Source organism: Blastococcus sp. CT_GayMR19 (assembly GCF_004570385.1).
In the GTDB taxonomy this organism is placed as follows: Bacteria; Actinomycetota; Actinomycetes; order Mycobacteriales; family Geodermatophilaceae; genus Blastococcus_B.
The window spans coordinates 174,949-192,574 of sequence record NZ_SPQL01000005.1 but is presented as its reverse complement, the minus strand read 5'-3'; the positions used below and the strand labels follow the sequence as shown (position 1 = coordinate 192,574).

General features: G+C 72.3%; 14 protein-coding genes. 6 read left to right on the top strand and 8 right to left on the bottom strand.

Features of this window, described 5'->3' with window-relative positions; translation table 11 throughout:
* Position 1 precedes the first annotated feature (1 nt).
* Positions 2–934 carry a glycosyltransferase family 2 protein gene (locus E4P39_RS09565; protein WP_209306452.1) on the bottom strand — a complete coding sequence of 311 codons (933 nt, stop codon included), beginning with the start codon at positions 932–934 and terminating at the stop codon, positions 2–4.
* A 62-nt stretch (positions 935–996) separates the two neighbouring features.
* Between E4P39_RS09565 and glf the strand changes: the two genes are divergently transcribed.
* The 3 genes from glf to E4P39_RS09550 are packed head-to-tail and all read left to right on the top strand — an operon-like array spanning position 997 to position 4,760.
* On the top strand, positions 997–2,184 hold the full coding sequence (glf, locus tag E4P39_RS09560; RefSeq protein ID WP_135136246.1) for a UDP-galactopyranose mutase: 1,188 nt from the start codon (positions 997–999) through the stop codon (positions 2,182–2,184).
* On the top strand, positions 2,185–3,837 hold the full coding sequence (locus E4P39_RS09555; RefSeq protein WP_135136244.1) for a glycosyltransferase: 1,653 nt from the start codon (positions 2,185–2,187) through the stop codon (positions 3,835–3,837).
* Positions 3,834–4,760 (top strand): glycosyltransferase family 2 protein, encoded by a 927-nt coding sequence (locus E4P39_RS09550; RefSeq protein WP_209306451.1) that lies wholly within the window; start codon positions 3,834–3,836, stop codon positions 4,758–4,760. The genes E4P39_RS09555 and E4P39_RS09550 overlap by 4 nt, the downstream gene beginning before the upstream one ends.
* 21 nt (positions 4,761–4,781) lie before the next feature.
* On the opposite strand, the gene E4P39_RS09545 is transcribed toward E4P39_RS09550, so the two are convergent.
* From E4P39_RS09545 to E4P39_RS09525, 6 genes are all read right to left on the bottom strand, one after another.
* Positions 4,782–5,720 carry a glycosyltransferase family 2 protein gene (locus E4P39_RS09545; RefSeq protein ID WP_280790844.1) on the bottom strand — a complete coding sequence of 313 codons (939 nt, stop codon included), beginning with the start codon at positions 5,718–5,720 and terminating at the stop codon, positions 4,782–4,784.
* Positions 5,717–6,463, bottom strand: a complete 747-nt coding sequence (locus tag E4P39_RS09540) for an ABC transporter ATP-binding protein (RefSeq protein WP_135136242.1) — start codon at positions 6,461–6,463, stop codon at positions 5,717–5,719. The genes E4P39_RS09545 and E4P39_RS09540 overlap by 4 nt, the downstream gene beginning before the upstream one ends.
* Before the next feature lie 28 nt (positions 6,464–6,491).
* Positions 6,492–7,325 carry an ABC transporter permease gene (locus tag E4P39_RS09535; protein ID WP_135136240.1) on the bottom strand — a complete coding sequence of 278 codons (834 nt, stop codon included), beginning with the start codon at positions 7,323–7,325 and terminating at the stop codon, positions 6,492–6,494.
* A gap of 106 nt (positions 7,326–7,431) precedes the next feature.
* Positions 7,432–10,509 carry a hypothetical protein gene (locus E4P39_RS09530; protein WP_167761722.1) on the bottom strand — a complete coding sequence of 1,026 codons (3,078 nt, stop codon included), beginning with the start codon at positions 10,507–10,509 and terminating at the stop codon, positions 7,432–7,434.
* Entirely contained in the window at positions 10,509–11,039 is a 531-nt protein-coding gene (locus E4P39_RS22290) for a hypothetical protein (RefSeq protein WP_167761721.1), read from the bottom strand. The genes E4P39_RS09530 and E4P39_RS22290 overlap by 1 nt, the downstream gene beginning before the upstream one ends.
* A gap of 240 nt (positions 11,040–11,279) precedes the next feature.
* Positions 11,280–12,746, bottom strand: coding sequence for a VCBS repeat-containing protein (locus E4P39_RS09525; protein WP_167761719.1), 1,467 nt, complete (start codon positions 12,744–12,746; stop codon positions 11,280–11,282).
* 192 nt (positions 12,747–12,938) lie between these two features.
* Here E4P39_RS09525 and lhgO point away from each other — a divergent pair, with 192 nt between their 5' ends.
* The 3 genes from lhgO (at position 12,939) to E4P39_RS09510 (ending at position 16,687) form a co-directional block, all read left to right on the top strand.
* The gene (gene lhgO / locus E4P39_RS09520; RefSeq protein WP_135136234.1) at positions 12,939–14,132 is read left to right on the top strand and encodes an L-2-hydroxyglutarate oxidase; all 1,194 of its coding nucleotides are present in this window, start codon (positions 12,939–12,941) and stop codon (positions 14,130–14,132) included.
* A gap of 204 nt (positions 14,133–14,336) precedes the next feature.
* Entirely contained in the window at positions 14,337–15,881 is a 1,545-nt protein-coding gene (locus E4P39_RS09515) for an LCP family protein (protein ID WP_135136232.1), read from the top strand.
* Complete coding sequence (locus E4P39_RS09510; RefSeq protein ID WP_135136230.1) at positions 15,881–16,687, top strand: TIGR03089 family protein; 807 nt, start codon at positions 15,881–15,883, stop codon at positions 16,685–16,687. Before E4P39_RS09515 ends, E4P39_RS09510 begins: the two co-directional genes overlap by 1 nt.
* 40 nt (positions 16,688–16,727) lie before the next feature.
* Here the strand turns inward: E4P39_RS09510 and E4P39_RS09505 are convergent, their stop codons facing one another.
* Positions 16,728–17,573, bottom strand: coding sequence for an aldo/keto reductase (locus tag E4P39_RS09505; RefSeq protein WP_135136228.1), 846 nt, complete (start codon positions 17,571–17,573; stop codon positions 16,728–16,730).
* Between the last annotated feature and the right edge of the window lie 53 nt (positions 17,574–17,626).

Sequence of the window (17,626 nt, the reverse complement as noted above, 5' to 3'; positions counted from 1 at the left end):
CTCAGTCCTTCGAGAGGTCGGGCGCGGCCGGGCCGAGCTCCGCGGCCCGGCGCTGGAACCGCGCGCCCGCGGCCACCTTCCCGCTCACGTAGGAGACCAGCATCCGGGCGCCCAGCCCCGCCCGCAGCGCGCCACGCAGCGGCGCGTGACGGCGCCCGGGGTACTGGCCGGCCAGATACCGCAGCGCGCTGGTGTGGTGCACCCGCTGCATCCGGTGCGGCTCGCGCCGGGTCGCGTGGCCGCCCTCGTGCACGACGACGGCGGACGGCGCGTAGATGTGCAGCCACCCCCGGCGGGTCAGCCGCTCGGCGAGGTCGACGTCCTCGAAGTACATGAAGTAGCCCGGGTCGAAGCCCCCCACGGACCAGAAGGCCGCGAGGTCGACGAGCAGGCAGGAGCCCGAGAGCCAGCCCGCCGGCCGCTCCCTCGGCGCCTCCCGCTCACGTCGGTAGCGCGCCGTCCACGGGTTGGCCGGCCAGGCCCACCCGAGCAGCGCATGGCCGGCGCCGGTCGACAGCCGCGGCAGGTCCCGCGCCGAGGGGTAGAGCTCCCCGTCGGGCGTCATGATGGCCGGCCCGACCGTGGCCGCCCGGGGCCACCGGCGGGCGACGGCGATGAGCTCGTCCACCGCCCCCGGCTCGAACCGCACGTCGGGATTGGCGATCAGGGCGTAGCCCGAGGTCAGCCCCGCCAGCCCGGCGTTGGCCGCGGCGCCGTAGCCGATGTTGCCGCCGGTGGGCAGGAACCGGACGAACTCATGGCGCGCGGCGGCCCGCTCCGGCACCTGGTCGGTGGAGCCGTTGTCGGCCAGGACCACCTCGACGGGCAGCGTGGTCGCCTCGGTCAGCGAGGTCAGGAACCCCTCGAGCACCTCGCCGGGCGAGTAGGTCACGGCCACCACGCGCAGCGCTTCCTGCGTCGACACGTCAACCACGGCTCGACCCTAGACGTGCGGCCTCCGGAGGCTTCGTGCTCCCGACGGTATCGTCCCCAGGCGTGACTACAGCCAGCCCTGACCTCGTGGTGGTCGGCTCCGGATTCTTCGGCCTCACGGTCGCCGAACGGGTGGCCAGCCAACTGGACAAGCGGGTGCTCGTCATCGACCGCCGCGACCACATCGGGGGCAACGCCTACTCGGCCCCCGAACCCGAGACCGGCATCGAGGTGCACGTCTACGGGGCCCACTTGTTCCACACGTCCAACGAGCGGGTCTGGCAGTACGTCAACCAGTTCACCTCGTTCACGAACTACCAGCACCGCGTCTTCAGCATCTACTCGGGCAAGACGTACTCGCTGCCGATCAACCTCTCGACGATCTGCCAGTACTTCGACCGCAGCTTCTCCCCCGACGAGGCCCGCGCCCTGGTCGCCGAGCAGGCCTCCGAGGTCGAGACGGCGGAGGCGGCCAACCTCGAGGAGAAGGCGATCTCACTGATCGGCCGGCCCCTCTACGAGGCGTTCATCCGCGGTTACACGAAGAAGCAGTGGCAGACCGAGCCGACCGAGCTGCCCGCGGCGGTCATCGCCCGCCTGCCGGTGCGCTACACGTTCGACAACCGGTACTTCAACGACACCTACGAGGGCCTGCCGGTCGACGGGTACACCGCCTGGCTGACGAAGATGGCCGACCACCCCAACATCGAGGTCCGGCTCTCGACCGACTACTTCGACGTGCGCGGCGAGCTGCCGCAGGACGTGCCGACGATCTTCACCGGCCCGATCGACAAGTACTTCGACTACGAGGCCGGCGAGCTCGGCTGGCGGACGCTGGACTTCGAGACCGAGGTCCTCCCGATCGGCGACTTCCAGGGCACGTCGGTGATGAACTACGCCGACGAGGACGTGCCCTTCACCCGGATCCACGAGTTCCGGCACTTCCACCCCGAGCGCGACTACCCCGAGGACAAGACGGTCGTCGTCCGCGAGTACTCCCGCTTCGCCGAGTCCGGCGACGAGCCGTACTACCCGATCAACACCGCCGAGGACCGCGCGAAGCTGGAGCGCTACCGGGAGCTCGCGGCGAAGGAGGCCGCGGAGCGGCGGGTGCTCTTCGGCGGCCGGCTGGGCACCTACAAGTACCTGGACATGCACATGGCCATCGGGTCGGCGCTGACCATGTTCGACAACCGCATCCGGCCCTTCTTCGACCAGGGCGCCTCCCTCGACGGCCGCCTGGAGGACTGAGTGAGCGTTCCGCCCGCCACGGCCGGCTCCGGTCTGACCTACGACGTCGTCGACCCGCCGGCCTGGTTGTCCGGGCTCAGCGTCCGTGAGGCACGGCTGCTCGACGGCGCGCTCACCTTCCACTGCCTGGTCCGGCCCGGGCAGCGCGTCCGCGCGACGGTGCTCCGGCCCGTCGAGCCGGACTTCCCCGCGCTGACCGACGAGACGACGTCCAGCATCGAGTGGCCCGACGGGCGGGCCACGGTCGGCAGCGTGCTCGCCTGCGCGACCGGCGTCCCCACCCGTGACGACGTCGTCCCCACCGACGTCGTCGTCGACCTCGGCGCCGCGCAGGTCGGGTACCACCTGCGCGGCGGCGGCACCGAGGTCAGCCGGCTCGGCACCGTGCGCCACGCCGTCCGTGCCCGCGTGCCGGTCGCGTTCGACGCCCTGCGCCAGCGGCGGACGGACCACATCGAGAACCGGCGGGCGAGCCGCCCGATCCCGTGCACGCCGCGCCCCGTCGGAGGCGGTGCCGGGGCTCGCCGCGGCACCCGCCCGGCGGTCCTCTTCGGCCTGCACTGGCTGGAGCTCGGCGGCGCCGAGAGCTGGGCGATGGAGACCGTGGCCATGGCCCGGGAGGCGGGGCTGCTGCCGATCGTGGTCACCGACCGGCCCTCGGGCCACCCCGACATCGACCGGCCCGCCTTCGACGGCGCGCTGGTCATCCCCCTGACCACCCCCATGGCCGAGGAGCACGAGTCCCGCCTGCTCGCCGAGCTGTTCACCCGGTTCGACATCCGGGGCGTGCACGTGCACCACTGCACGTGGCTCTACCAGCGGCTGCCGTGGATCCGGACCCAGTACCCGGACACCCAGATGGTCGACTCGCTGCACGTCCTCGAGTGGCGCACCGGCGGCTTCGTCGACATCGCCGTCCGCCTGTCCGACGTGATGGACGAGCACCACGTCATCTCCCCGCAGCTCCGCGACTACCTCGTCGACCGGCACGGGCTGCCGAAGGAGAAGGTCACCCTCGCGACCCTGGCGGACCTCACGGTGGAGTCGCGGCACGACACCGCCCCGGACGAGCCGGTACCGCACGCCGTGACGACGCCGGCCACCCCGGACCGCCCCTTGACCATCGCGTTCGTCGGCCGGTTCACCCAGCAGAAGCGGCCCTACCTGTTCCTCCGGCTCGCCGACCGCCTGCACGCCCGGTTCGGCGACCGGGTCCGGTTCGTCATGCAGGGCGACGGCGAGCTCGGCGACGAGGTGCGCATCGACCGTGACCGGCTCGGTCTCGGCGAGTTCGTCGAGCTGCGCGACTCGACCCGGTCGGTCGCGGACACGCTCGCCGAGGCCGACGTGCTGGTGCTCAGCTCCGACAACGAGGGCGTCACGCTGACGTCCTTCGAGGCCGACGCGCACAACGTCCTCGTGCTCAGCTCCGACGTCGGGTCGCAGGCCTCCGTCGTGGCCGAGGAGCTGCTCTGCCCCCGCCCCCCGCTCGCCTTCCTCCGCGCCGCGGAGGAGCGCCTCGCCCGGCTGGCCGAGGACCCGGCGCTGGCCGCCCGGCTGGCCTCCAAGCAGCACACCCGGATGCAGGCGTTCGCGGCCCTTCCCCGCGCGCGCGACTGGACCCGGTCCCTCTACGAAAGGTGGGCCTCGTGACGGCCGACGGACCGACCGACACCGCGACGAACGTGGCGGCGGTGATCGTCACCTACAACCGCGCGGACAAGCTCGGCACGGTGCTCGACCACGTCCTCGCGCAGGAGCGGGCTCCGCAGCAGGTGATCGTGGTCGACAACGCCTCGACCGACGACACCGCGAAGGTGCTGGCCGCCTACGCCGACCGGCCGACGGTGAGCATCGAGCGGCTGGCCGAGAACACCGGCGGGGCCGGCGGCTTCTCCCGCGGGATGGCCCTGGCCTACGAGCGCGGGGCCGACTTCGTCTGGATCATGGACGACGACTGCTACGCCGACCCCACCGCGCTGGGCGAGCTCCTCGACGGTCACGCCGCGGCGGAGAAGAGCATGGGCATGCGACTGCCCTACGCCTGCTCGGTCGTGCGCTGGACCGACGGCGACATCTGCGAGATGAACAATCCGGAGCCGACGTGGGACTGGGGGAAGCTGCTGGTCCGCGGCCAGTCCTCGGTGCTGGTCAACTCGTGCTCGTTCGTGTCGGTGCTCTTCCCGCGCTGGGTGCTCGGCGAGTTCGGCCTGCCGCTGGCCGAGTACTTCATCTGGTTCGACGACCAGGAGTACACCCGCCGGATCACCAAGGCCGGCCCCGGCATCCAGTGCCTGAACAGCACGGTGACCCACGACCTCGGCGTCAACCGCGGCGTCAACTTCGGCGACGTCAACCCCGGCAACATGTGGAAGTTCGAGTACGGCGTCCGCAACGAGGCCTCCTACCGCTGGCACCACGAGGACCCGTTCGCGGCGATGCGCTTCGCCCAGCGGCTCTACCGCGGGCTCAAGGCCGGCCGCGTGTCGCGGCGGCTGCGCCTGCGGCTGGCCCGGAAGTTCCTGGAGGGCGTCCGCTTCGACCCGAAGCCCAGCTTCCCGCGCACCGTCCTCTGACCGCGCCGGCCCCGCCGGGCGTCAGGGACGACGGAAGCGTTCCCGGCGGCCGGCGCGGGTCAGGCCGAGCCACGTGCGCAGGCCGCGCAGGTCGCCGCGGCTGAGGAAGAAGTAGCCGAACCGCACGAGCTCGAGCGGGAACAGCCAGCGCATCCCCGGCTGGGCCATGAGGTAGCCGCGGTTGCGGTAGGTGAAGTAGCGCTTGACGTCGTCGTTCGGGTACTGGGCCGCGAGCCGTCCGCCGAGGATCGGCAGGAACTCGTCACCGCCCTGGGGATGCAGGTAGGTGGCCCGCATGGTGGTGCCGAACCGCAGGCCCGAGCGCTGCAGGCGGCGGTGCACCTCGGTCTCGTCCCCGCGGATGAACAGCCGCAGGTCCGGCACGCCGACCGCCTCGAGGGTGCCGGCGCGGAAGAGCGCCCCGTTGAACAGCGAGGCGTAACCCGGCAGGAACTCGTCGCGGCCGAAGTCCGAGACGGATCCCTTCCAGCGCACCCCCCGGCGCAGCGGGAACGCCAGCCGCAGCGGGTCATCCTTGTCGACGACGGCCGGTGACACCTCCGCGAGGTCCCGGCGGCGGGCCTCCTCCAGGAGGATGGCGAGGGCGTCGGCGCTGCCCGGGCGTCCGTCGTCGTCGGCGCACCAGATCCAGTCCGCTCCCCGCGCCAGCGCCGTCAGCAGCCCGAGCGCGAAGCCGCCGGCGCCGCCCAGGTTCGCCTTCGACGGCACGTACGCCACCGGCAGGCCGCACCCGCGGACGACCTCCTCCGTCTCCGGGTCGGCGCCGTTGTCGACCACGACGACGAGGTCGAGGGAGCGGGTCTGCTCGGCGATGGCGGCCAGGCTCTCCCGGAGGAGTCCGGCCCGGTACCGGGTGACGACGACCGCCGCGACGAACTCGGCCGCGGCAGGGGCGGACCGGGCGGGCACGGCACTGTCGGCCCCCGGACGGGCGGTCACGCGACCTCGGGGCTCTTGTAGGCGCGGAGGACGTCGTCCAGGTGCCCGTGTGCCTTCACCCTGCCGTGGTTCATCCAGATGGCCGAGGTGCACAGCTGCCGGAGGAACTCGTCGGAGTGCGAGGCGAAGACGAGCAGGCCGGCCCGGTCGACGAGGTCGCTGAGCCGGGTCCGCGCCTTCTCCAGGAAGGCGGCGTCCACGGCACCGATGCCCTCGTCGAGCAGCAGGATCTCCGGATCGATGCTCGTGACCACGCCCAGGGCCAGGCGGACCCGCATGCCCGTCGAGTAGGTGCGCAGCGGCATCGACAGGAAGTCACCGAGCTCGGTGAACTCCGCGATGTCGTCGACCCGCTCCTCCATCTGCTTCCGGGACATGCCCAGGAACAGGCCGCGGATGATGATGTTCTCGTAGCCGGAGATCTCCGGGTCCATGCCGACGCCCAGGTCGAACACCGGCGCGACGCGCCCCGAGACGACAGCGGTGCCACTGGTCGGCTCGTAGATCCCGGCCAGCAGGCGCAGCAGCGTGGACTTGCCGGCACCGTTGTGGCCGACCAGCCCCACGCGGGCGCCGTGGTCGAGGTCCAGGGTCACGTCGTGCAGCGCCTGGATGACCGGGACGCGGTCCTCGCTGGAGATGTTGCCGCCGACCATCCCGAGGACGGTCTTCTTCAGCGACCGCGTCTTGGCGTTGAAGATGGGGAAGTCGACCGACGCGTCGCGCGTCGCGATGCTGACCACGAAGTCTGTGCCTTTCTGCCCCGGGTCCTCAGACCCAGTAGGCCACGCGTGCCCGGTAGCGCCGCATGATCACGAAGGTGAGCGCCCAGCCCGCGACGGTGATCGCCAGGACGACCAGCCAGTGCCGCAGGTGCTGGTCCGCGCCCAGCATGGGCGCGCGGATGATCTCGAGGAAGTGCAGGAACGGGTTGAACTCGGCGATCCGGGCCCGCTCCGCGATGCTCGGGTTGGGGCTGTTGAGGAGGTCCCCGTAGATCCAGACGATCGGCGTCATGAAGAACATCAGCTGCACGATGCTCTGGGTGATCGGCGTCAGGTCACGGAACCGGGTGCTCACGATGCCCGCCGCGAGCGCCACCCAGGCGCCGTTGAGCACCAGCAGCACGAACGCGGGGATCGCCATCAGGCTCGCCCAGCCCAGCGGCTGCGGGAAGACGATCAGCATGACCGCGTAGACGGCCAGGTTGTGGACGAAGAACAGGACCTGCCGCCAGATCAGCCGGTACACGTGCACGCTGATCGGCGCGGGCAGGTGCGTGATCAGCCCGACGTTGGCGATGAACACCTCGGAGCCCTCGTTGATGCAGCCCGCGATGAAGCCCCAGACGATGAACCCGACGAGGATGTAGGGCAGCTGCTCCTCGAGCGAGTTGCCGAACAGCCCGGCGTAGAGGATGCCCAGCGCGATCGCCGTGACCGCCATGCTGATGGTGATCCACAGCGGGCCGAGCAGCGACCTGCGGTAGCGCTGCCGGATGTCCTGCCAGCCCAGGTGCCCCCACAGCTCCCGCTGACCCCAGCCCTCCCGCACGTCCTGGAGAGCCCGGGCCGAGGGCGAGGGTTGGATGCTGGTCGAACTCACGCTCGCACGGTACCTGCGGCGCCGGTCGGCGCCGTCGGCGCGTCGCGAGTCGCTCGGCTCGGTGGTAACGGGAGCAACGGGCGCCCCGGTAGGTGGCACGGCTACCTCAACCTGTGATCTGGCCGGACTGGAAGTCGTTGCGGACTCCGCCCGTCACGGCATAGGTGTTCGACGTCGGCCACCCGTACGACGAGGCGGGACCGCCGGCCGCGCGGTACTGGGTGTCCACCGCCGTCAGGACGAAGCGGACGCCGGTGGACGACGACCCGTAGATCGACCCGCCCTGGAAGGTGGTCACCGTGCCGGTCGAGCCCACCCCGGCTGCCGTCGCGGTGTCTACGGTCGGGAAGCCGAGCGGGCCGGTGACCCCTCCCGCACCCCAGAAGGCCGGCAGGGCCACCGAACGCACCACGTGCGCCCCGGTGCCGGCCGAGGAGTAGATCGACGCGTGCTGCAGGGCCGCGGCCTCACCGCCGGTCACCGGCGCCTGATCGGCCACCGGGAATCCCAGCACCGCCGGACCACCCGCCGCCAGGTACGCGGCCAGCACGTTCCCGGACAGCACCGCCGGTGCCGTCGCCGACGAGCTGTACACCGTGCCGCCCGAGAAGGCGCCCACCTGGCCCTCGACCCCGCCGGCACCGGTCACCGCGGCCGTGTCCGCTGTCGGATAGCCCAGCGGGCCGGTGATCCCACCGCGAGCCCACCAACCCGACCGGACCGCACCCGACACCACGTGCGCACCAGTGCCGGCCGAGGAGTAGATCGACGCGTGCTGCAGGGCCGCGGCCTCACCGCCGGTCAGCGGCGCCTGATCGGCCACCGGGAATCCCAGCACCGCCGGACCACCCGCCGCCAGGTACGCGGCCAGCACGTTCCCGGACAGCACCGCCGGTGCCGTCGCCGACGAGCTGTACAGCCGGCCGCCCGAGAAGGCGCCCACCTGGCCCTTGACCCCGCCGGCACCGGTCACCGCGGTCGTGTCCGCGGTCGGATAGCCCAGCGGGCCGGTGATCCCACCGCGAGCCCACCAACCCGACCGGACCGCACCCGACACCACGTGCGCACCGGTGCCGGCCGAGGAGTAGATCGACGCGTGCTGCAGGGCCGCGGCCTCACCGCCGGTCAGCGGCGCCTGATCGGCCACCGGGAATCCCAGGTCCGCCGGACCGCCCGCCGCCAGGTACGCGGCCAGCACGTTCCCGGACAGCACCGCCGGTGCCGTCGCCGACGAGCTGTACACCGTGCCGCCCGAGAAGGCGCCCACCTGGCCCTCGACCCCGCCGGCACCGGTCACCGCGGCCGTGTCCGCGGTCGGATAGCCCAGCGGGCCGGTGATCCCACCGCGAGCCCACCAACCCGACCGGACCGCACCCGACACCACGTGCGCCCCGGTGCCGGCCGAGGAGTAGATCGACGCGTGCTGCAGGGCCGCGGCCTCACCGCCGGTCACCGGCGCCTGATCGGCCACCGGGAATCCCAGGTCCGCCGGACCACCCGCCGCCAGGTACGCGGCCAGCACGTTCCCGGACAGCACCGCCGGTGCCGTCGCCGACGAGCTGTACACCGTGCCGCCCGAGAAGGCGCCCACCTGGCCCTTGACCCCGCCCGTGCCCGTCAGGTCCGCGGTGTCGACGGTCGGGAAGCCGAGGGGGCCGGAGGTACCGCCGCGGGCCCACCAGCCCGCACGGACCCCGCCCTGCACGGCATGGGCGCCGGTGCCGGGCGAGGAGTAGATGGAGCCGCCCTGGAACGCCGCACCCGTGCCGCCGGGCACCGCGACCAGGTCGCTGGTCGGGAAGCCGAGCGTGCCGGTGGTCCCGCCCAGTGCCCACCACCGGCCACGGATGTCGTCGGCAAGCCAGTGCGCCCCCGAGGTCGGTGACCAGTAGATCGAGCCGCCCTGGAAGGCCCCTCCGGTGCCGCCGCCCGCGACCGGGCCACTGCTGGCCACCGGCCATCCGAGCCGCCCGGACGCACCGCCGGCCGACCACCAGCTCCCCAGCAGCTCCTTGCCGATGGCGGCGGCCCCGGTGGTCGGGGACCAGTACACCGAGCCGCCCTGGAAGGCCCCGGCCGCTCCACCGGTGATCGGGCCGGAGTCGGCGATCGGGTAACCGAGGGTGCCGCTGACGCCACCGGTGGCCCACCAGCCGGCCCGCACCTCGCCTTCGACGACGGCTGCGCCCGACGACGAGGACCAGTAGATCGAACCGTTCTGGTAGGCCCGGCCACACCCTCCCGCAGCGAGGCCGCAGGACGTCGCGGCCACCGGTTCGCCGAGGTAGGACGCGCTGCCGCCCATCGCCATGTACTTCAGATTGATCGCGCCGCTACCCGTGGATTGCGTGGAGCCGAACCAGTCGGTGAAGTAGCTGAAGAAGTTCCGGTTCCCGTAGGAGGAGCACTTGCCCCCGTTGCCGTAACCGGCGGCGAGCGCCGCGGCGTCGGGCACGTAGGGCGTGTAGTTGTACAGCGCCGCGGTGGCGCCGTTCTGGATGTAGACGCTCTGGCGTCCGCAGTCGTTGTACGGGTGGTAGAGGATGTAGTTCGTGATCCCGGCTCGGTAGGCGTAGCGGGTCGGTTCCTGGACGTAGCGCTGGAACTGGCCGGCGGCGCGGTAGAGCTGGTTCTGCAGGCCCGCATAGGCCGGATCGCACTGTCCGGTGCCGTTGTCGGGGCAGGCGTACCCCATCGCCCGCTCGTACATCTTGGCCGTGGGATTGGTCGTACGGATGAAGCCCATTTCCTTCTGCAGGGTCACCAGGAGAACCTGCGGGTTGATCCCGCAGGCCTGCGCCACCTTGTAGATGATCATCGCGGCGCTCTCCTGAGCGGCGCCCTGGTAACCCGCCGGGCAGAGGGTCGTGGCTGCGCGGGAGGTCGTGGCCATCGTGTAGGAGTGCAGGCACTCGCTCTTGTCGGCGCCGAGCTCGCACGCGGAACCCTTGTCGGCCAGGAACGCCTGGACGCCGGCCGCCGACATGCTGCCGGAGTCGAAGAAGACCTGGTCGGTGATGATGCTGCCCGGGTTGAACTCACGCAGGTCCGCGGCACTCACGAGCCTGGGCGAGGCCGCCACCCAGATCGTCGCGAGGAGACCGGCGACGGCCAGCCCGACGAGCACCGTGGTCGTCACGGGCAGCCGCAGCAGCGACCCGGCCTTGCTCGGCACGGCCGGCATCACGGCACCTCGATCGTCGTGGAGGCGTCGGCCACCGAGTGGCCGCCGGGAGAGGAGTACGTGACGTCGGCCGTCCACGTGCCCGGCGCGACCTCGGCGTAGGGCACGAGGAGTTGCCCGCAGCTGGTCGTGGAGGCGTCCGCAACGCCGTCGGTCGTCACGGACACCGGCTGCCCGTTGCCGGACAGCGTCAGGGAGCATTCCCCGCCGTCCTCGATCAGGCCGCCGATGTATGCCCCGACCACGACGCCGCCGGCGACGTCGTCGGCGCCCGCGTAGGTGATCTGCAGGGCAGCAGCCGCGGGGGTGGCCGTGTCCGTCGCGACGTCCTCGGGATCGGCCGGCGGCTCGATCGCAGCGCCGGTGGCCGGCGCCGTGTTGCGGTCCGTCGAGGGGGCGACCACGACGTTGTCCGCGCGGGCGGTCCAGGGCTCTCCGTTCCCACGGGCCGCCACGTAGACACCGCCGGCTGCCGCCGCCACGACCAGCCCGCCCGCGATGACGAGCGCGACGCGCCGGGCCTCAGGCACCGTCACCACCCCGCAGCTGCGCTCCGGCATGCGGGGAGACCGAGACCGCGGACGCGGACGGGAGTGCGATGGCGCCTAGCACGTGGGGTCCTCCAGGAGCGGCCGCCTACAGCACGGCCCGGTGGCGAAACCCCATGGTGCATCGCTCTCCGCCTTCGCGGTGTGACCCCAGGTAACCGGCGTGTCGATTGGTACGCCTGGTGCCAGACGTACCAATCGACGCGATCCCGTCGGCGTGGCTCAGAGCAACGTGTCGTGCATCTGCCAGCCGGAGCCGCCGAAGCGGGGAGACGTCGGCGTCCCAGTGGCCGTCGTCGGGTACAGGTAGCGGTCACCCGTGCTCCGCTGCCGCCCGAACAGGTCGGGGCGGCCGTCGCCGGTCTGGTCCACCGTCGGGATCAGCGTGTCGTGCATGCCCCACCCGTATCCGACCGAGTTGGCCGTCCTGAACCCGCCGGCGCCGTCCCCGGAGTAGAACCACAGGACGCCGGTCGACGCCTCGCGGGCCCAGAGGTCCGCGAAACCGTCACCGTTCACGTCGCCGGGCGCGATCAGCGCGTCGTGCATCTGCCAGCCGGAGCCGACCCAGCGCGGAGCGGTGGGGACACCGCCGGCCGAACCCGGGTACAGCCAGAGGTAGCCGGTCGCCCGCTCGCGCGCCCAGAGGTCGGGCAGGCCGTCGCCGGTGACATCCCCGGCGGCCATGAGCGCGTCGTGCATGTGCCAGCCCCAGCCCACCTGGGTGGCGGCGGTGAAGCTGCCCGTGCCGTCGCCGGGGTAGACCCAGAGCCCTCCGGTCCCGAGGTCCCGGGCCCAGAGGTCCGGCCGCCCGTCTCCGGTGAGGTCCGGGCTGAGCACCATGGAGTCGTGCATCTGCCAGCCGGAACCCACGACCCGCCGGCTGACGACACCGCCCGCGCCGTTGCCCGGGTAGAACCAGAGCGTGCCGGTGCCCTGCTGCCGGCCGATCGTGTCGGCCCGCCCGTCGCCGTCGAGGTCCCGGCTCGCCGAGGTGCCCCGGTTCACCGGACGGGGGACGGCCGGCGGGCACGGGGTGTAGCGCGGACCGCTGTAGGCGGGGGCGAACTCACCGATGTAGACCATGCAGGGCCCGACGTCCTGCTGGGCGACGGCGACGCCGGTCCACCACGAGGTGCGCTGGTAGGCGCCGTCCCAGCTCAGGCTCACGTGTACGTGGTCGGTGTGCGGGCTGACCCCGCTGTAGGGCAGCCACCCGGAGGCGGCGTCGGACGCCGACCAGATCCTGCGGTTCCAGATGACGTACATGACGCCGAGCCGACGGGCGTTGCCCGCCGCCTCACCCCTGCCGTCGGTCCCCGTGAGCCACAGCGTGAAGTCGTCGCCGACCGCCCGCTGACCCGGGTTGTTCGCGTCCAGCATCCAGTCCCAGGCGCGTCCCTCCTGGTGCTCGCTGCGTGCCGAGATGTTGCACGCGCGGGTGATGCCACCGTCGCGGCCGACGCCGTAGTAGCCCATGACCATGTCGCGCAGCGCCCGGAGGCCGGGCTTGACGACGGGGTCGCAGGTGGTCTGCCCGCGGTAGGCGGCCAGGGCGTCCGGCGCGGTCGTCATCGACACGGCCGGGACCAACAGCCCGGCGGCACCGGCAGTGCCGGCCGTGAGCATGAGGAGCCCGGCGGCGAACACCGTGACGGAACTGCGGACCAGGGAGCGCTTCGTGAACACTGCAAAACCACCGTTGTCGAGAGGGGCTGTCCCCTTCATCAGCGGCAGATCCGCGCATCTCCTTGAGGATTTTCCGGCTGTTCCTCCTCCTGGGACGCCGTTCCGGGAGGGGCATACCGTCTTCCCCGGGTGCGGAGAGCACGCCGAGGACAGGGACGAGCAGGGGCCGCACGGCTCCGGACGGGGGAACACGTGATCTACGACCACTGCGTGATCGGCGGCGGAATCGTCGGCATGGCCTCGGCGATGGCGTTGCTGCGGCGGCGGCCCGGGTCCAGCGTCCTGGTCCTGGAGAAGGAAACCGACCTCGCCCGCCACCAGACCGGGCACAACAGCGGCGTCGTGCACTCGGGCATCTACTACCAGCCGGGCAGCCTCAAGGCCGAGCTCAGCCGCAAGGGCGCCGTGGCCACCAAGGAGTTCTGCGCCGAGCACGGGCTGCCGGTCAAGGAGCTCGGCAAGCTGCTCGTCGCCACCGACGAGCGGGACGCGCGCCGCCTGGAGGACCTGGTGGAGCGCGCCGCCGCCAACAAGATCGAGGCGCGCCGCGTGTCCGCCGCGGAACTGCACGAGATGGAGCCCGAGGTCGCGGGGGTGGGCGCGCTCCTGGTTCCGATCACGGCGAGCGTCGACTACGTGGGGATCACGCGCACGATGCGGGACGTCGTCGAGCGGGCCGGCGGGCAGGTGGAGCTCGGCCAGACGGTGACCGGCATCCAGGAGAGCGGCGACCAGGTCGCGATCACCACGCCGGGCACCACGTGGCGGGCCCGGCGGCTGGTCGTGTGCGGAGGGCTGCAGGCCGACCGCCTGGCCCGCCTCGCCGGCCTGACCTCGGCCGCACGGATCGTGCCGTTCCGCGGCGAGTACTTCCAGCTGCCCCGGGAGCGGTCGGGGATCGTGCAGCGGCTGATCTACCCCGTGCCCGACCCGAGTCTGCCGTTCCTCGGGGTGCACCTGACGCCCATGGTGGACGGGCGGGTCACGGTGGGCCCGAACGCCGTCCTCGGGCTGGCCCGGGAGGGGTACCGGAAGGGCAGCGTCAACCGCCGCGACGTGCGCGACATCGTCACGTTCCCCGGCTTCTGGCGGCTGGCCCGGGGCCAGGTGCGGACCGGTGCGGTCGAGATGCGCAACTCGCTGTTCAAGCGCGGCTACCTCGCCGCCGCCCGCCGGTACTGCCCGAGCCTGCAGCTGTCGGACCTGCTGCCCTACGAGGCCGGCATCCGGGCGCAGGCGGTGCTCGCCGACGGCACGATGGTGCACGACTTCCTGCTGGAGGAGACCGCGCGCAGCCTGCACGTGCTCAACGCGCCGTCGCCCGCCGCCACCTCGGCGATCCCCATCGGGGAGATGATCGCCGACCGGGCCCTCGCGACCGCCTGACCGGCGTCCCCCCGCGCCCGGCGGGGGGCGCGCGCGTCGGATGTGAACGGTGTGTCGGGCGGGGTGAGACACGGGCCCGGCCACCCTGCGGAGGGCCGGGACGGACCGTTTCGCCGTCGTACTGTGGGCCTCGACCAGCCGCCAGACGACGGGCCACCCCGGATCCCCAACGGCGCCGGCACCCCCCGACGTGAGGACGACCCCGTGAACCGTGACGAGCGTGAGCCACGGGACCCGTCCCGCGGGCTCCCTCCCCGGCTGGACCCGCGCGCCGGCAAGCCCCCGCGGCGCGGCCGCGAGTCCGCCGAGAACCGTCCGGCGACCCCGGCCGGATCCGGCAGGGCCGCCAGGGGCGGTCGCGTCGTCGCCGCCGTCCTCTCGGTGACGCTGCTGGCCGCGAGCGGCTGGGGCTGGCACCTCGGTCGCGTCGCCGAGGCGTCGGTGAACCGGACCGATGCCATCCCGACCTCCGGCAACGACCAGACCGGCCGCTCCGGCGAGGCGATGAACCTGCTCCTCGTCGGCAACGACAGCCGCGCGGAGATGACCGACGAGCAGCTGCGCGAACTCAACGCGGGCACCGACTCGGGTCACAACACCGACACGATGATCCTGGTGCACGTGCCGGCCGACGGCTCGAAGGCGTCCTTCGTCTCGTTCCCCCGGGACTCCTACGTGCAGATCCCCGGCTACGGCTGGGACAAGCTCAACGCCGCCTACTCGTACGGCTACCAGGACGCCCCCGAGAGCGCCAGCGAGGAAGCCAAGCTCGCGGCCGGTGCGCAGTTGCTCGTGCAGACGCTGAGCCGGCTGACCGGGCTGCAGATCGACCACTACGCCGAGGTGGACCTCCTCGGCTTCTTCAACCTCAGCTCCGTCGTCGGCGGCGTCGAGGTCACCCTCTGCGAGGCCGTCGACGACCGGCGGTGGTCCGGTGCGGTCTTCCCGGCCGGCAAGCAGACGATCAGCGGCGCCGAGGCGCTGAAGTTCGTCCGCCAGCGGCACGGTCTCCCCCGCGGCGACTTCGACCGCATCATCCGGCAGCAGGTCTTCATCGCCGGCGTGCTGCGCAAGATGCTGTCCGAGGAGGTCCTGCTGAACCTGGGCAAGCAGCGCGAGCTCGTCGAGGCCACGGCCGAGTCGCTGACCATCGACCAGTCGCTGAACCTCATGCAGCTGGCCGAGCAGATGCAGACGGTGAAGCCCGACAGCATCGACTTCCAGACGGTCCCCTACGTCGGTGACGACGCCGACGAGCAGGGCCGCTACATCCTGCAACTCAAGGAGACCGAGGAGCTGCACGCCTTCTTCGCGGACCTCTCCGCGGAGCCGGAGCCGGCGCCGGAGGCGGCGCCGACGACGACCGAGGCCCCGGCGACCGTGGCTCCCTCGGGCGTCACCGTGGACGTCTTCAACGGCTCGGGGACGCCCGGCCTGGCCGCCGGCGCCGCCGAGGGGCTCGAGCAGGCCGGGTTCATGATCGCCGGCACGGGCAACGCGGACTCGACGAACTACACCGTCACCGAGATCCGGCACGCCGCCGGCGACGAGGCCCTGGCCACTACCGTGGCCGGCCACGTCCCCGGTGCGACCGTCAAGGCCGTCGACGACGCCGTTCGCGGCACGGTCCAGCTCGTGCTCGGCTCGGACTTCAACGGGGTGGGGCAGCAGGTGACCGCGGCTCCGCCGGCGCCCGTCACCGAGGGCGAGGACCCGCGCAGCGCCGCCGACACGACCTGCATCAACTGATGCCCGGACCGTCGGCAGCGCTGCCCGCGGATCTCCTCGCCGCCGCCGTCGCACGGGCGGGCGCGGCCCCGCTGATCACATTCTACGACGACGCGACCGGCGACCGGGTCGAGCTGTCGGCGGTGACGCTGGCCAACTGGGTGGCCAAGACGGCGAACCTGCTCCAGGACGAGTTCGACGTCGGCCCGGGCAGCACCGTGGGCGTCGCGCTGCCGGTGCACTGGCAGACCGCCGCCGTCCTGCTCGCCGTCTGGAGCTGCGGCGCGGCGGTGCTCGACACCGCCGCCGAGGACGACGGCCGTTTGGGCGCGGCGGACGTGATCCTCGCCGACGTCGACCGGTTGCCCCCGCTGGAGGAACAGGGGCTGGACCAGCTGCTCGGCCTCTCGCTGCACCCGCTGGGTCTCGGCATGGTGGACTACGCCGGGCCGGCCCGTGACTTCGCGCTGGAGGTCCGGGCGCACGGGGACCAGTTCGTCCCGTGGCAGCTCCCCGAGGCCGGCGGGACCGGGCTGCTCCTCGGCGGCGGCGGCGAGCTGACGCTGGGCGGGCTCGTGGAGACCGCGGCGGAGCTCGCCGCCCGGCTCGGGATCGCCGTCGGCGACCGGGTCCTGGTCGACGAGCGCGCCGCTCAGGAGGCCGGGCCGGTGACCTGGCTGCTCGCCCCCCTCTCGGCGGGGGCGTCCCTGGTCCTCTGCCGGTCGGCGGACCCGGCCGCTCTGCCCCGGCGTGCGGAGAGCGAGCGCGTCACGGCCACCCTGGGTCTGCGGCTCGACGGCATCCGCGAGCTCGGCCGCCCCGCCTGACGCACCCGGACCTCAGCGGCGCGCGAGCCTGGTGACGCGATCAGTCGACACGGGCGTTGCCGAGCCGGCTGACCATGACGGGGTCGCGGTGGTCGAAGAAGAGCGACGCACCGGTGTCCATCTCGGCGATGCGGGCCATCTCGTCGTCGGTCAGCACGAAGTCGAAGACATCCAGGTTCTCCGCCATGCGCTCGGGGCGGACGGACTTCGAGATCACCACGACCTCGCGCTGGATCAGCCAGCGCAGGACGACCTGGGCGACGGACTTGCCGTGCGCGGCGCCGATCCCGCTCAGCAGCGGGTCGGTGAACAGGTCGTTGCGGCCCTCGGCGAACGGCCCCCACGACTCGATCTGGACGCCGCGCTCGCGCATGAGCGCCTGGTCGTCGGTGCGCTGGAAGTACGGGTGCGTCTCGATCTGATCGACCGCGGGAGGGATCTCGTTGTGGTCGAGAAGGTCGACCAGCCGGTCGAGGTGGAAGTTGGAGACCCCGATGGCCCTCGTCAGGCCCTGCCGGTGCAGGTCCTGCATCGCCCGCCAGGAGCCGTAGTAGTCCCCGTAGGGCTGATGGATGAGGAACAGGTCGAGACGGTCCAGGCCGAGTCGCTGCACCGACCGGTCGAACGCGCGCCGGGCGCCGTCCTCCCCCGCGTCGGAGACCCACAGCTTGGTGGTGACGAACAGCTCGTCGCGCGGGATGCCGCTGGCCCGGAGGGCGCGGCCGACGGCCTCCTCGTTGCCGTAGGCGGCGGCGGTGTCGATGTGGCGGTAGCCGGCGGCGAGGGCGTCGGTCACGGCCCGCTCGGTCTGCTCCGGGGGGATCTGGTAGACGCCGAAGCCGAGGATCGGCATCCGGACGCCGTTGTTCAGGGCGACTGTCTGCATGAGGTGTCCTTCCGTGGTGGTGTGGGTGGCCGTCACCGGCTGATCAGTCTGGC

Coding starts and splice junctions, on each gene's coding strand:
- E4P39_RS09530 (WP_167761722.1), bottom strand. CDS start 10,509: ATGCCGGCCGTGCCGAGCAAGGCCGGGTCGCTGCTGCGGCTGCCCGTG.
- E4P39_RS09510 (WP_135136230.1), top strand. CDS start 15,881: ATGCCCGGACCGTCGGCAGCGCTGCCCGCGGATCTCCTCGCCGCCGCC.
- E4P39_RS09505 (WP_135136228.1), bottom strand. CDS start 17,573: ATGCAGACAGTCGCCCTGAACAACGGCGTCCGGATGCCGATCCTCGGC.